Origin of the sequence: Stieleria varia (genome assembly GCF_038443385.1) — a bacterium.
GTDB classification, from domain to species: Bacteria; Planctomycetota; Planctomycetia; order Pirellulales; family Pirellulaceae; genus Stieleria; species Stieleria varia.
On record NZ_CP151726.1, the window covers coordinates 918,700 to 934,131 of the forward strand.

Consider the following 15,432-nt stretch of genomic DNA (forward strand, 5'->3'; position numbering starts at 1 on the left):
CGCTCGATCTTCCAGATCGATAGCGTGCGCACCAATCCGCGTGGGAATTATCCAAGACGCTGCTCGATGCGGAGCGTCGCGTGGCGGTAGTTGCTATACTAGCCGTCCCAACCTCGCGCAAACGGTGGATCTCGATGCGTCTCCTGTTACTCGCCTGCATTGCACTGACGATCGGCCTCTCCCAAGTCCGAGCTGAGGACCTGTCCGCAATCGATGGATTGATCGCACTCTACGAGTTTGACGAAGAACTTGGCGACAGCGAATCATCGATACGCGACACATCCGGCGTCGGGAGGGCGATGGATTTACGCATCGGCCAGCCGAAACACGTTCAACGCGACCGGGGTTCGATCCGTATCAGTGGCGCCGCGTCGATTCTTTCTGACGGTCCGGCTCGCAAGCTCATTGATGCGGTCAAACGATCGGGTAAACTCACGATCGAGACTTGGTTGACAACGTCGGACATCAACCAAAAAGGTCCCGCGCGCATCGTTTCGCTTTCGTCCGACACCTCCAACCGAAACGTCACGCTCGGACAGGAGGGCGATCGCTACGATGTCCGCTTGCGATCGACCAAGACCAGCACCAACGGGTTGCCCTCGTTGTCGACGCCTGCAAAAAACGCCAAGCCAGCGATCACGCATGTTGTGTTCACACGAGCGGCATCGGGTGCGACGCAGTTGTTCGTCGATGGCACGCGAGTCTCACAGGGCAAGGCTCAAGGAGATCTATCCAATTGGTCATACGAGTATCGTTTGGCGTTGGGCGATGAGGTCTCCGGTGGACGACCCTGGCGAGGAACCCTGTATCGTGTCGCGTTGTATCGACGTGCCTTATCCGGCACTGAGATCACGCGTTTACATGCTGCGGGTCACGAAGGCAAACTCGCCGATCCGATTTCACCAGAACAGTTGGCGTTGCAGAGAAGCCAGCAGCACTTTGACACCAAGGTTGCGCCACTGTTGGCCGCACATTGTTTGGAATGTCATGATTCGGCCAATGCCAAGGGCGACGTTGATTTGGCGCGACGCGAATCAGCGTTGGCAAAGATCGTCCCGGGCAAACCCTCTGAGAGTGAACTTTGGGCGTCGGTCAAGTCCGATGAAATGCCTCACAATCGGGCACCGTTGACCGATGAGCAAAAGCAATCGCTTCGGCAATGGATCGACAACGGAGCCGTTTGGACGGTCGATTGGATCGATCCGGCGATTTATGTCAACGAGACGGGCAAGTCCGAGAACTTTGTCCGCCGATTGACCGTCGACGAATACATCCGTTCGGTTCAAGCCGCCGTCGGTGTGGACATCAGTGACGCGGCGAGAACGACGCTGCCGCCGGATTTGAGGGCAGACGGTTTTCGAAACACCGCGTACAACTTGACCGTCGATCTTGGGCACGTCGAAGCCTACGCGGAGCTTGCCAAACAGATTGTTTCGCAAATGGACGTCGCCGCTTTCGCCAAGCGTTTCGGCGTCAAGCCTCGTTTGACCGACGACGACATGCGAGGTTTGATCAGCAAGATGGCGCCTCAGGTTTTGCGAGCGGAATTGACCGATCACGAAATCGTCTTGTACCGCGGCATCTCGACCACCGTCGCTGCATCAGGCGGCAACTACAACGACGCCGTCGCGGCAACCTTGCGAGCCATGTTGATGTCGCCGCGTTTTCTGTACCGGATCGAAAACCAAATCGGTGACGGTTCTCGCCAGCGATTGGACGCCAAGGCCTTGTCGATTCGACTCAGCTATATCCTGTGGGGCGCCCCGCCGGATGACGAGCTGCGTCGTGCCGCAGAATCGGGTGAGCTGTATGACACCGCAGGATTGAAAAGCCAAGTGCAGCGAATGATGGCCGATCCCCGCGCGGAACAGCGGTCACAGGATTTCATCACCCAATGGCTGAACATGGATCATCTGCGGTCACTTCGTCCCAGTCCCAATCACTTTCCCGATTGGAAAGCCGAGCTTGCCGACGACATGCGACGCGAAACATTGGCGTTTTTTGATCACGTCGTGTGGAAAGAAAAGCGACCGTTGACCGATTTGCTCAATGCACAAGTCACGTTCTTGACGCCTCGTTTGGCAAAACATTACGGGTTGGAACCCAAATCCGATCCGTTTGCCGAATACGACCTTGGCGAAATTCCCGCCCGCGGCGGATTGCTGACGCAGGGCAGTGTTCTGACAATCGGTGGCGATGATGCATCGATGGTGACACGAGGATTACTGGTGCTCAATCAACTGTTGCGTGGCGTCGTCAACGATCCACCGCCCTGTGTCGACACAACTCCTGTTCCCACTGCTGCGGGTCTGACTCAGCGTGTGATTGCGGAGCAGCGGATCGCAAACGAGTCCTGTGGCGGATGTCACAAACGATTCGAACCGCTTGCGTTTGGTTTAGAAAAATTCGACGGACTGGGCTCCTTTCACCAACGCGATGAACACGGCAATCCGCTACGAGAAGACGGCCAGATTCTCTTTCCCGGTTCCGCGCACTCCGTCGACTATCCTGATTCGGCCAAACTGATGGCGATGTTGGCTGAAAGTGATCGAGTGGCCGAGACGCTGGTTTGGAAACTCACCCAGTTCGCCGTCGGCCGTCCCCTTGTCGCAGCGGACGCGCAAACCGTCCGACAAATTCACCGCGACTCGCAGAAGTCCGGCGGTCGCTATCAAGACATCCTGACTGAGATCGTGTTGAGCGACTTGGTCACCCACATTCAAACCACTGCGGAGTAAGCGATGACGCGACGATTCCATCCCGATGCTTCGACGCATGCCGCTGGCGCCAATGGCAAACAGCCGACCGTCAGTCGGCGGACGCTGCTGCGTGGCCTTGGCGCGGTCACGATCGGGCTGCCGTTGTTGGAGGAAATGATGGTTTCCTCCGCATTGGCCTCACCCGCTGCCGATGTCCCGACCAGGGCGTTCAATGTCTTCTTTGGTTTGGGTATCCCCGCGCCGCTGCAGGAGGAGGTGCTCGACGGTGTCCTGGAGCCGCTTAAACCGCTGGCCGATAAACTGCTGATCATGCGCGGCGTCGACCAAACCCGGGCCGACGAATCGGGAATCAATGCGCACTTTGACGGTGCCTCCGCTGCGTTCACGGCCGAGCCACCTGACGGCGAAGCCAAAGCGGGCGGTCCGTCGTTGGATCAAGTGATCCGTCGCGAACAACACCCCGACGGAATGCCACCGGGAATGGTACCGACACTTGTAGCGGGAACATTCTTTCGACGCAGTCGTGTCAGTCGCTACGTCCACAGCTACAACCCCGACGGCACCGTCGCGGCGACCATGCAGGAAAAACCACGCGACGTGTTCGAACGTGTGTTCGGCACCGTTGATCAAAGCCAAGGCGCTGACCAGCGGCGGATCGATCGCAGCGTCTTGGACAGCGTCGTCGAACAGTACAAGTTCTACACCGGAGCGAATTCACCGCTGGGAGCTGCATCGCGTGGCCGTGTGGCGGACCACTTGGAACGCATCCGCGAGTATGAGACTCGGGCGTTCGCCAGCCAGTCGCATGATCCCCGCGCGCCGCAACTGCCAGCCCCCAGCGAACTTCGGCATGGCGGAGCCGCTGACCCGGGCGGCGAAGGCATCGACATGCACATCGACGATCTTTCTCGCGAGTGGCGATTGATGGCCGACTTGTATGCTTTGGCTATTCAAATGGACCGCGTCCGATTCGGCTCGCTCACTTTTCTCGCCGCCGGCGAACGATTGCGAATGACCGGCCAGTACAAGTACAACGAGCGCCTCGTGTACGAGTTCAACGACGAAAAGGAACTCGGCAAATCCGGATCCGCCGGATGCTCACACGAATGGTGGCACCAATTCAATCCCGGTAAACAGAACGTGCAGTTACGTGCTCACGCCCACATGAAAATGCGAGAGGTCGCGTATTTCTTGAAACGCCTGGACGAGACCGTCGAAGGCAACGGCAAGACCATCCTTGAAAACAGTTGCCTCACGATCAGCACCGAATCGGGCGATGGACGTCACAATGATGTCAAACGTGAACTTTCCGGTGTTTTTCATGCGATCACGCCCGCCAATGGCCGATTCAAAACCGGAATCGTCGACGTCGGGTGTGAAGGACTCGACGTGTACAACACGATGCTGGCGGCAATGGGCAGCAAGCGACAATTGGGACCAGCTAAACGTCAAGGCAAATCGGTCGACGCAATCCGTGCGTAGAACCAGCAGGCAGCGGGGCCAGAATGAGTATTGAATCGGATTCAAATCGCGAGCAAATCAGCGAACCATTTAGCGAACCATTTAGCGAACGGGCATCCACACTCCAGGACGGCATTGCACTGTGTCTCTCCGGCGGTGGGTACCGCGCGATGCTGTTCCACGTCGGGGCGTTGCTGCGTCTGAATGAACTCGGCATCCTGAAACAGATCGATTTGATCTCCAGTGTTTCAGGCGGATCGATCACTGCCGGCGTGTTGGGAATGAACTGGAGCAAGCTGGCCTTTGATTGTCATGGTCGCGCAACCGGCATGGAGCGGCTGCTTGTCGAGCCGATCATGCGATTGGCAAGTACGACCATTGATCGCCGTGCGATTTTGCTGGGTCTGTCGTTTCGAGCCAGCGTTTCCGTACGTATCGCGCGGTGTTATCGGTCGCTGTTCGGGCAGTCGACCTTGCAAGACCTGCCCGATGAATCCATCGCGCCGCGATTTGTGATCAATGCCACCAGCGTTCAAACCGGCTCCCTGGTGAGAATGTCACGCAGCTACCTGGCCGACTATCGCGTCGGGTTGATACACCATCCCGACGTGCTGTTGTCTCAAGCCGTCGGCGCGTCGTCTGCGTTTCCGCCGTTTCTGTCGCCTGCCACGATCGAGTTGAATCCAGAAGACTTTGATCCCGGCACCGCCGGAGATCTGTTTTGCCCACCGTTCAATCAACGGATGGTGTTGACCGATGGCGGTGTCTACGACAATTTGGGCTTGGAGACCGCGTGGAAGAACTACAGCACCGTGTTGGTCAGTGATGGAGGTGGCAAGATGCAACCTCACGAGCGACCCGCCGCGAACTGGGCGTTCCACTCCAAACGCATCTTGGACGTGATCGACAATCAAGTCCGTAGTTTACGTAAACGACAGTTGCTCGACTCATACCGCTCGTGTCAACGCGAGGGAACGTACTGGGGCATCGGTTCCAACACACACAACGAACGATTGCCCGATGCGTTGCCCGCGCCAGACGATTTGACCGTAGCGATCGCAGCAACACCGACGCGTTTGAAAAAGCTGCCAGAGTCACACCAACAGCGCATCATCAACTGGGGCTACGCGGCGAGCGACGCAGCGATACGATCACGGGTGAGCGAGCGAGTCGCCGACGACTCGCCGCCGCCGCGGTTCCCTTACGCCATCGGGCTGGGATGAGTCATCAACCGCGTCCGCCTTCGCAGCACGTTTCGCAGATGCGATGGCATTGGGTGCACTGCAATTTTCCGCGAATGTCGATCATCGCTCCGCCACAAACCGGGCAACCCGGTCGCGATGGCGACGACGAGGGAGACGACGATCTCGAATCACATTGGTTATTGAGTTCTTTCGTGATGTCCATTGCTGTTCATTGATGACCGCGGCTTCTGCTTAAAACACCAGCTGAGGAACGATGATCCATTTCATGACGCATTTGGTAATGGGATTCGCCAGAATTCCTTTCGCACAAGATTTCTGGCGAAATCCACGACGCCATCTATTGGTAATGCGTTCCTAGGCAAGTTTCGCACCGTTGGGAACGGCGCTGTCCGGCACCGCCAATATGACCGATCCGTCTTTTCGATAGAACCCGACGATCAAGAACTGCGAATGGAAATTCCCGATCTGCTTTGGCGGGATGTTCACGACGCCGATGATTTGTCGTCCGAGCAATTCATCCATTGTATAGTTCTCGGTGATTTGAGCACTCGTGCGTTTGATGCCGAGTTCGCCGCCAAAGTCGACCGTTACCTGGTAGGCCGGTTTGCGTGCCTTTGGGAAGGGATCGACAGCCGTGATGGTGCCCGCACGCATGTCGACGTTTTCAAATGCTTGCCATCCGGTGACACCGGTTTGCATTCCCAACTCTGCCAAGCACAACGCGATCACTTCTTCGACGCGACGCTCTCGCGTTTCGACTTTTTTCACCGCCGAAACCTTTAGGCATTGAGCACGTCGTTTGCCGGCTGTCCACGTTTCCCAAATCGACATCGCTGATTCGTTCGCTTCCAAAGCAAACTGCAACTCCGTCGGCACGGCAACCGATTCGCTGTCCGCGACATCGAAACTGACGCTTGCCATATCGCCCGGCGAGATCCCGCACTGCTTTTGCAGTTTCTTTGACACCATGAAACACCACTTCCCCTTGTCCGGCATCAATCCGCATTCCATCGGGACACCATTGATCTCACCATCGATCCGCAATCGCTTGGACTTGCTAAAGTCCAATTGCGCGGCGATGTCTTTGGGCAAGTAAACCAGCGTGTCGCTGATCTTGACACGGAAGTTGTAGGGATAGTCACTCATGGAAATGCTGTAGCTGGCACCAAGAAGAGGGTCACGAGGGCGGCATTCTCGCACATGCTGTCAACCATTGCGATGCCTTGTTCAGAGCGTGAAATCATTGAATCCGACATCAAATTCGACCTCACACGGGAAATCCCGTTGCTCAATTTCATCCTCGTGGAGAAGTGTTTTCTGTGTAACACCGTACCGAGTTTCTCGCTTCGCCTGACAACGGAAGATCACTCACATTTCAAAGTTGACTCGCCAAGCACAGGGGAAATCAATGTTCACCAAACAGCAACGCAAAGCCCGCCGATCTCGAAAGATCAAACACCGCAATCTTCGTCTGGAAATGCTCAGTCAGCGACAACTGATGGCGGCAGACATCAGTTTCGCCGACGGTATCATCGATATCGAAGGCACCAACAATCGCGATATCATTCAGATTGATGGATCGTCGACCGGACTCGGGTACATCACGATTCGGAATTCCAGCGGAAACATAGTGGACGACGCATATTTCTGGGGTCCAAACTTCAGTGAAATCCATGTGCGTGCGCTCGGTGGACACGATCACGTCGAGAACAACACCGATATCTCGTCCAAGCAATGGGGGGGCACGGGGGACGACACACTTCTCGGCGGAACAGCACGCGACGAATTGCGTGGTGACACCGGCAACGATCGTCTGGAGGGCCACGACGGAAACGACTATTTGTCGGGCTGGGACGACAACGACACCATCCTTGGCGGCAACGGAGACGATGACATCTACGGTGGTGCTGGAGATGATTGGTTGTACGGCGGCGATGGAAACGACTTTCTAGCCGGATGGACGGGCGTTGATCGCATTTACGGCCAGAACGACGACGACACTTTGAAAGGAGGTGATCATGACGATCGGCTCTACGGCGGTAGCGGCAACGACTTGCTGCAAGGTCAGGCGGGAAATGATTACCTGTACGGAAATGGAGATCATGACACGCTCCAAGGTGGCGATGGAGATGACTACCTCAGCGGCAGCAGTGGCAACGACAACCTGTACGGAGGCAAGGGAGAAGACGACCTCAATGGTGGCTCAGGTGACGATGGCCTGTTCGGAGGCGCTGACGACGATGAGTTGAACGGTGGCACAGGTGATGACCGTTTCCTAGTCAATCGCGATGCAAACACGGGATACATCGCAGACATCCTGGAAGACATCGCCTGGAACGATGCGAGAATCAACTTCCAAGATGGCGAAGGGAGGAAGTTTGAATCCTCCGGAGACCGCTGGGCAGAGTTTGCCGATGGCAGTTTCACGGACGCTGAAATTGAACGCGTCGATCTCGCACTGGCCGAACTCCATGGCCTCACCGGCAACACGCGACTGCTGAAACGTGCCAATGGCGGCGAGTTGACTTTCGAACGAATGGGACCTCGACTCAAAGGAAACTTCACGCCCAACGGATACAACAATTCGCTGACCGGCACGGTCGTGTTGCTGGACAACGGATTTGCCCAAACCGATGATCGCTTGTCGCAAACGGTCATCCACGAAGTGGGCCACAACTTTGACAACGAGAATCTCCGCTGGAAGCAATGGAAATCGATCAGCGGCTGGACCAAGACTGTCGGCAAAGACAAGGATGACTATCGGCAATCAGGCGACGGCACATGGTTCTACAAAAACACTGCCTCGTTTGCCCGCAACTATGGCCGCTTTGATCCACTGGAAGACTTCGCGACCTACTTCGCCAAGACTGTCATGTCGATGACCGGCTTGACCTACGACGACGACGGAAGCGGTGGCTCCGATCCATTGAAGGATCAGTTCATGATGGACTTCATCAATGACATGAAGGTCTGAGTCCGCTGTCGGCTCCCCCGACTGCATTTTCCCGAAGTTGCGATTTTCTCGGTATCTTGACGCGTCAGTGAGGAAAAATAGATAGTGAGTCATTCCTCGCTGACGCTTCGGGTTTCCAAAATGCGATGCGTCAGGCAAAATCGCATGCTCCGTCCCGAATCCTCCAGCAACACTGAGATCGTTCCATGTCAGGCATTCTCATTTGGCAAGTCGACGCGTTTGCCGACCGGCCGCTGGCGGGTAATCCGGCTGCCGTTTGCATTCTCGAGCGTTATACGAGCGACGAGTGGATGCAGGGTGTCGCTTCTGAGATGAGTCTGTCCGAGACCGCGTTCCTGGTTCCCATCAGTGAAGTAAATTGTTTTCAACTGCGTTGGTTCACACCAGCAGCCGAAGTCGACCTTTGTGGTCACGCGACACTCGCTGCCGCACACATATTGATTCAGCACCGACTGATCGATAGTCAGTCGCCGATTCGCTTTCGAACTCGTAGCGGTGAGTTGACGTGCACGTCCTTTGGTGCGCGGATCACGCTTGATTTTCCGGCAATGCCGGCGACAAAGGAAGTGGATGCTTCGACCGCCAGAACTCTGCTCGCGGCGCTCGGTATCGCCCAAGCCGTTGTGATGCAGTCCAAGTTTGACCTGTTGGTCGTTGTCAACGAGAGCGATACGGTGACCTCGTTGCGTCCAGACTTCAACGCTCTGCAGCAGGTCGAAACGCGGGGCGTGATGGTAACTGCGCCCAGCCAAACTGCCGACGTTGACTTCATCTCTCGATACTTCGCCCCACGCTTTGGCATCAACGAGGACCCGGTCACCGGATCGGCCCATTGCTGTCTCGCACCCTACTGGGCCAAACAGCTCGGCAAGACTTCGCTCGTCGGCTATCAAGCATCAGCCAGGGGCGGGACCGTCCACTGTGAAGTCAGAGGTGACCGCGTGCGATTGACCGGAAATGCGGTGACCGTTTTGGAAGGTCGATTGATGATGGATGTACCAAGCTAGATACTCAACCCACACTCACGCATGAACTGGTCCAGAAAGGACTGCATGAAGGACTCTCGTTGTTCGGCCATCTGGCGAGCAGCGTCGGTGTTCAGCAAGTCCTTGAGTTTGAACAATTTTTCGTGAAAGTGTCCGATCCCGGTTTTTACGCCGTCGGCGTCAGGTAAATAGAATGGCTGACCAAACGCGGCGCCGTACTCGATCGTACGCACAATCCCGATTGCCCCAAGAGCATCCAGCCGATCTGCGTCCTGAACGATCTTGCCTTCCAGCGACAGTGCACTGGCACGGTCACCTTTCCGGAACGAGATGTTGTCGACGATATGGGCGACATGCTCGATCAATTTTTCACTCGCCCCCAACCCGCTCAAGATCTCACGAGCAAACTCCGCGCTGCGCTCGACGCCATCATGAAACTTGGCGTCACCGACATCGTGCAGCAAAGCCGCCAACTCAATGACTTCCAGGTCACCGCCGGCTTGTGCTTGAATCAACCTCGCCGAACGAAGCACCCGTAGGACGTGGTCCATGCCGTGCCCGGCTGCCTGCCCTTGCATCCGCTCTCGCACGATTGGCTCGGTTTGATCCACGAGTTGTCCGCTCACTGAGTCATCCATTTCGTTCGGTCTTCCCGTGACATTTTTTCGATGGAATAGCGAAGCATGGTTCGAGGCATCGTCTTGGCGTGCTTGTTCAGGAATTTCTCCAGACGGGAAATATCGCGATTGCCCATCTCACGCAACATCCATCCGATCGCTTTGTGCATCAAGTCATGTTCGTCGTCAACAAGCATTTCGGCTAGCCGAAGGATTTCCTTGAATTCATCGTTTCGAATCAACGCGTATGTCGCCAGGACAGCCACTCGTCTTTGCCACAGCACCTCGCTGGTCGCGAGTCGATCGAGAACCTGCCGCTCGTCCGGATTGTCGACCAACCACGGTCCGAGAATCTTGGGAGCCGTTGCGTCTACGAGATCCCAATTGTTCACCGCATCAAGGTTCTTGAGATAAACCTCAACGATCTGGCGACATTCAAAATCACGATGAGGATTGTTGTGCTTGGCGGCACCCTCGAACTGTCCCACCAAAATGAACATTCCCGTCAGTCGACATTCATGCCAGGGTGATGCGAACAGTTTCAGCAATTGGTCCGTCGACAGATCACGAAACTGCCGAGCCACCTTGCGTTGATCCGGTACCACGCATCCGAGGAACCGGTCACCTTCGCCATAACCTCCCGGCACGGCCTGAAAGAAGCCGGGCAGGAACGATGCCTTGTCCTCCCGAGCGACCGCCCGTAGTGCCGACAGTACTTGTTTGGCCGTCATTATTTATTTGCCCTTCCCCTGTTGATCTCATCCTCCAAAGCGTTGCTGAACAATCGTACCAAAATTCCAGCCTCGCCAACAAAAGGAGTGTAAACTGCCGTTCGATTCACTGTTGCTCTCGTTAACCTCCTTTTCCCCTCCGTGCCATGTTACTCCCTCGGTTGATCTTGGTTCTGTGGCTGATTGTCCCGCAGCTCGCAGCTGCCGAACCAGAGCAACCGCAACGAATCCGAATCCTTTCGTACAACATTCACCATGCGGAAGGTGTCGATGGCAAACTGGACCTGGAACGTATCGCCAAGGTGATCCGTGAATCACAAGCCGACGTCGTCGCTCTGCAAGAAGTCGATCATATCGTTCATCGCAGCGGTAGCGAGGACCAACCGAAGCAGTTGGCGCAACAGTTGGGCATGCACCATGTTTTTGGTGGCAACATCGAATTGCAAGGTGGCCGGTATGGAAACGCGTTGCTGTCGCGATTTCCCATCACGTCATCGGTCAACCATTTGCTGCCCAATACAGGTGGTGGAGAACAACGCGGCGTTTTGCAAGTGGAACTGGCATTGCCCCAGTCGCAACGTCTGACCGTTCTCGCGACACACTTTGATCATCGGCCTGATCCAGCGCAGCGACTAGACAGTGCAAAGTTCATCAACACGCTGGCAGAATCCATCTCCGGCCATGCGGTTTGCTTGGCGGGCGATCTCAACGCAGTGCCGACAAGTTCGGTGTTGGAGGAGCTGAGGAATCACTGGTCTCGATCCAGCCGAGAGGAGCATTTCACCATCCCTGTTGCTCAGCCAACGAGGCAGATCGACTTTGTCATGCCAGCGCGTTCGTCATTCAATGGGGATTTTGGCATCCGTGTTCTTGCAACGAAGGTGCTTGATGAAGCGACGGCGTCGGATCATCGCGGGATTTGGGTTGACATGGAACTGTATCGCAAAGTGTCGCTCGATGAACCCGTATCTCGAATTGCGTTCGGCTCCTGCATCAAACAGGATCTCGACTGTCCGATCCTTGAGACCATTTCGGACCAGCACCCCGAATTGGTTCTGTTCCTTGGCGACAACATCTACGGAGACACGAGCGACATCGGGTTACTAAGGCAGAAGTACGCGAAGCTTGGCGACAAGCCCGAGTTTCAACGATTGGTGGCTGCCGCTCGTGTAATGGCCACATGGGATGATCACGACTACGGTCTCAATGATGGTGGCAATGACTTTGAAATTCGCGACGAGTCACAGGCCGCATTCATGGATTTTTGGCAGGTGCCCCAGCAATCGCCTCGCCGCAAGTCGCCGGGTGTCTACGATGCCTCGGTTTTTGGTCCTCCGGACAAACGATTGCAAGTCATCATGTTGGACACACGCTATTTTCGCTCGCCTCTGAAGAAAGGTGAAAAACGCGTTGGAGGTGTTTACGAGCCTGATGATGCTGCCGACAAAACGATGCTTGGTGAAGCCCAGTGGGCTTGGCTGGCTAAGCAGCTGCGGCAGCCGGCTGAAGTACGTCTGGTCGTGACCAGCATTCAGTGCATCGCATCCTCGGCGGGTCAGGAAACCTGGGCGAATCTGCCTCGTGAGCGTCAGCGTTTATTCGACCTGATCAAACAAACGCAGGCGAAGGGCATCGTGCTGTTGAGCGGCGATCGGCATTGGTCAGAGCTTTCACGCTTGGATAAATCCATCGTCGGCTATCCGTTGTACGAGCTGACGTCCAGCAGTTTCAATCAGAACCATCCTCGCGGGACACCGACCGAGAATCATTATCGTGCCGATCCCAAGACGTATCATCGACCCAACTATGGCTTGATTGAAATCGATTGGTCTGGACCATCACCATCGATTCGATTGCAAATTCGCAACCTGCAATCAACGGTGGAAATCGAAAAGAGGTTGCCGTAGCCATTTCTTGTTCGCTGCCTGCGACGCAAAAAAAGACGGTCAGCGGCAAACGCTGGACTGCTCAAAATGTTGTGTTGTGGCATTATTGTTTCTTTTTGGGTTTGCGCAAATTCATGTCCCTACTGCCGCGCAACAGGTGGCCCCCAGTGAGCCTCAGGCGCTAGCCGTGGGCCTGAGGCGGATTGTGGTGCCGGCCCACGGCTAGCGCCTGAGGCTCACTTTGACTGCGATGCATGGAACAAAAACATGGACTGAGAAAACAATGTCAACCCCAAACTTTGAGCCGTTCAGGCTAACGCGTTCAAGTGATCTTTGCGTTTTGGATTTCGTCCAAAGCGAGATAGGCGGCTGCGATACTGCTGCCAGACAACTTTGTCCGCCATTCTTCGGACGACGGATTGCCCGGTCTGAGAGCACGCCAGTACAGCCAGACGGAGACCACGAATCCGATGATCCCGATGGCCAGAGAGAAGATAAACGATTGCGGATACAGCACCACGGCGTCAAGTCCTACGGCAACCGCAAGCGGGATCCACATCAACCACCAGATGAATCCGATCAGAACGCCGGCGCGCAAATACCCGGAACGCACGCTGTCGAGTTTGACGCGAATATCTGAGATGGGTTTGGAGTAGTCCAGTCGTCGGATTCTGGTGCACACCAACAACGCTTGTGACATCACGAGCACACCGTAGACGTGCAAGATGACTCCGCTGATAAGGCGATGCGGAACGTGAGTGTTGGGAGCCCAGCAGTACGCTCCCAACGCGATCAGTACAACTCCGATGAACACCTGCAGCATCTGGCCGTGAAAAAGCGGTTGCAGTGATTTCTCGACGCGATCCAACAACTGACGGCGGGTCAGCAACAGCCTGCCGGCCAGCTCCTGTTGCTCCAAGTCCGGCGACTGGGATTCTCCGGTCGCTTCGGGGGAGCTTGTTTCGCCGACCAGGGTGCTTGCGAACGCGGGGTTTCGGGTCGACGTGATCGATTGCACGTCGGACTTGATTTGACTGGCACGCTGGTAACGGCGTTGCGGTTCCTTTTCCAGCGTTCGCAAAACCACTTCATCCAACCGCACATCAATTTCAACTTTCTTGGATGGTGCCGCAAACCGTCCAATGGGCAGCTCGCCTGTCAGCATCTCGTAGAACACCACCCCGAGGGAATAAATGTCCGCACGGTGATCGACGCCGTGTGAACCTTCCATCTGTTCGGGAGCCATGTACCGTGGTGTCCCCATGACTTGATGCGTTCCCGTCAAGCAATCCTGTTGGCTCTCGCTGCCGAGGATTCGAGAGAGCCCAAAATCGGCGATCTTTACTGCGCCGTCGACGCCGATCAGGATGTTTTCCGGTTTGATATCACGATGAATGATGGCTTTATCGTGTGCATACTGCAATGCGTCGCATAGGTGAGGAACAATCGCCAGGGCATGTTCGGGTGCCAACTGTCCCGCACGCACGACATCCCGGAGTGTGGAGCCATCAATGAACTCCATGAGAAAGTAGTATGTGTCTTGGACGTTTCCGAATTCGTAGACGGAAACGATATTGGGGTGATTCAGCTTTGCCAACGTGCGAGCTTCGCGTGTGAATCGCAACGCGAATTTGACGTCGTGTCCGAATTCCTGCGGCAAAATCTTCAGTGCGACGAAGCGATCGAGTCCAGATTGGCGAGCCTTGTACACCGCGCCCATTCCGCCGGCGCCAACGAGCTGAATGATTTCAAGGCTCGGAAACAGCTCGCTGAGATGGCTGATGCTCGGCGGCTCAAACGATCCGTTCGATTTGTTGTCCCCGTCTCCCGCATCATTCAACGCTTCGTCCAATGCTGCGTTGACGGTCGTGGCATCGTCTGAAAAACGGTCGAGGTAACTTTGTCTTGTCGGTGATTCACCGCGACGTCGTCGATAGTCGATGTCCAGAACGATCAGCTCAGCCAGCAACACTTCTCGCTCGGTGGATGAGAATTCCTCGTTGAGGAATGACTCGATCGAGGGCGGATCGCTTGATTGCCAGTGCCGTTCAAAATCGGCGCACAGATCGTCAATGCGTTCCAGGGCTTGGATCGGTAGTTTTTTCTGTCGGATGCTCATGGGGGTCAACCAATTCCTGCTGACATTTTTCTCGGATCAGGTTCAGACGACGTTCGATCGTCCGTTCAGAGCAGCCAAATCGCTGAGCGAGCTCGGCGTTGGTGTACCCTTCTAACTTGGCTACCGCCAAATCGCGAAGCTGCCCGACACCCAAATGAGAAAAAACCTGTTCCACCGATTCCTGCATCATCAGCACCATTTCCGGTGTCGGTTCGTCTCCGATGGCTTCCATGACGTGTCCATCCTCCCTCTCGTGGTGGAGTGAATGGAGCGTCACGTTTCCACCGCGTCGCTGCCGTAGATCTTGCCGGCGTTTGTCGATTACTTTGCGAGCTGACATGCGTAGCAACAATTTCCAAAGATCGTCTCGGTCGGCCATGTCAGGAAAACGCCCGTTCTCAGCGGCGTCGTAGAAACTGTCGAAAACGCTCAGAACGATGTCCTCCTCATCCGATACGGCCCGGTTCTGGCCACGCAAGCGGGCTCGAACCGAACGCACGAGACGGTCAAAGTAGTGCTGCCAAATGTGATTAGCGGCAGCCGAATCACCTGCTTTCACCAAATCGATCCAGTGGCTGACGTTCGTGCTTTTGGACATGTGAGAAAGCCGACCAGTGACATTCAGCGAGGGGGAACAGGATCAGGACAACGCCCGCCCCAATGGTAGCACAGTCGCAGTCGTCAGATGGACGAAATTGGCGACCGCGTGCGAGTGTGCTTCCATCGAATTGAC

At 55.7% G+C, this 15,432-nt stretch carries 12 protein-coding genes; 7 read left to right on the forward strand and 5 right to left on the reverse strand.

Annotated features, from left to right (window positions below):
- The first annotated feature begins 134 nt into the window (after positions 1–134).
- The 4 genes from Pla52nx_RS03195 (at position 135) to Pla52nx_RS03210 (ending at position 5,601) form a co-directional block, all read left to right on the forward strand.
- Positions 135–2,738, forward strand: a complete 2,604-nt coding sequence (locus Pla52nx_RS03195; RefSeq protein ID WP_197454255.1) for a DUF1592 domain-containing protein — start codon at positions 135–137, stop codon at positions 2,736–2,738.
- Between the two features lie 3 nt (positions 2,739–2,741).
- Positions 2,742–4,202 (forward strand): DUF1552 domain-containing protein, encoded by a 1,461-nt coding sequence (locus Pla52nx_RS03200; protein WP_146518248.1) that lies wholly within the window; start codon positions 2,742–2,744, stop codon positions 4,200–4,202.
- Positions 4,203–4,225: 23 nt separating this feature from the next.
- Positions 4,226–5,404 (forward strand): patatin-like phospholipase family protein, encoded by a 1,179-nt coding sequence (locus Pla52nx_RS03205; RefSeq protein ID WP_146518249.1) that lies wholly within the window; start codon positions 4,226–4,228, stop codon positions 5,402–5,404.
- A 74-nt stretch (positions 5,405–5,478) separates the two neighbouring features.
- Entirely contained in the window at positions 5,479–5,601 is a 123-nt protein-coding gene (locus tag Pla52nx_RS03210) for a hypothetical protein (protein WP_342190331.1), read from the forward strand.
- Positions 5,602–5,740: 139 nt separating this feature from the next.
- Here Pla52nx_RS03210 and Pla52nx_RS03215 read toward each other — a convergent pair whose 3' ends face one another.
- Positions 5,741–6,532 carry a tRNA-binding protein gene (locus Pla52nx_RS03215; protein WP_146518251.1) on the reverse strand — a complete coding sequence of 264 codons (792 nt, stop codon included), beginning with the start codon at positions 6,530–6,532 and terminating at the stop codon, positions 5,741–5,743.
- A gap of 262 nt (positions 6,533–6,794) precedes the next feature.
- Between Pla52nx_RS03215 and Pla52nx_RS03220 the strand changes: the two genes are divergently transcribed.
- Positions 6,795–8,360: a calcium-binding protein gene (locus Pla52nx_RS03220; protein WP_146518252.1), complete on the forward strand. Its 1,566-nt coding sequence runs from the start codon at positions 6,795–6,797 to the stop codon at positions 8,358–8,360.
- A 185-nt stretch (positions 8,361–8,545) separates the two neighbouring features.
- The gene (locus Pla52nx_RS03225) at positions 8,546–9,367 is read left to right on the forward strand and encodes a PhzF family phenazine biosynthesis protein (RefSeq protein WP_146518253.1); all 822 of its coding nucleotides are present in this window, start codon (positions 8,546–8,548) and stop codon (positions 9,365–9,367) included.
- Here Pla52nx_RS03225 and Pla52nx_RS03230 read toward each other — a convergent pair.
- Together Pla52nx_RS03230 and Pla52nx_RS03235 are read right to left on the reverse strand one after the other, a co-directional pair.
- Complete coding sequence (locus Pla52nx_RS03230; protein WP_425289851.1) at positions 9,364–9,924, reverse strand: HD domain-containing protein; 561 nt, start codon at positions 9,922–9,924, stop codon at positions 9,364–9,366. The two genes, Pla52nx_RS03225 and Pla52nx_RS03230, sit on opposite strands and share 4 nt — an antisense overlap.
- Before the next feature lie 44 nt (positions 9,925–9,968).
- Positions 9,969–10,694, reverse strand: coding sequence for a DNA alkylation repair protein (locus Pla52nx_RS03235; protein WP_146518255.1), 726 nt, complete (start codon positions 10,692–10,694; stop codon positions 9,969–9,971).
- A gap of 146 nt (positions 10,695–10,840) precedes the next feature.
- Here Pla52nx_RS03235 and Pla52nx_RS03240 point away from each other — a divergent pair, with 146 nt between their 5' ends.
- Positions 10,841–12,601 (forward strand): endonuclease/exonuclease/phosphatase family protein, encoded by a 1,761-nt coding sequence (locus Pla52nx_RS03240; RefSeq protein WP_197454256.1) that lies wholly within the window; start codon positions 10,841–10,843, stop codon positions 12,599–12,601.
- A 301-nt stretch (positions 12,602–12,902) separates the two neighbouring features.
- On the opposite strand, the gene Pla52nx_RS03245 is transcribed toward Pla52nx_RS03240, so the two are convergent.
- Positions 12,903–14,699, reverse strand: coding sequence for a serine/threonine-protein kinase (locus Pla52nx_RS03245; RefSeq protein WP_231741679.1), 1,797 nt, complete (start codon positions 14,697–14,699; stop codon positions 12,903–12,905).
- Complete coding sequence (locus tag Pla52nx_RS03250) at positions 14,650–15,297, reverse strand: ECF-type sigma factor (protein WP_146518256.1); 648 nt, start codon at positions 15,295–15,297, stop codon at positions 14,650–14,652. Before Pla52nx_RS03250 ends, Pla52nx_RS03245 begins: the two co-directional genes overlap by 50 nt.
- Positions 15,298–15,432: the final 135 nt, after the last annotated feature.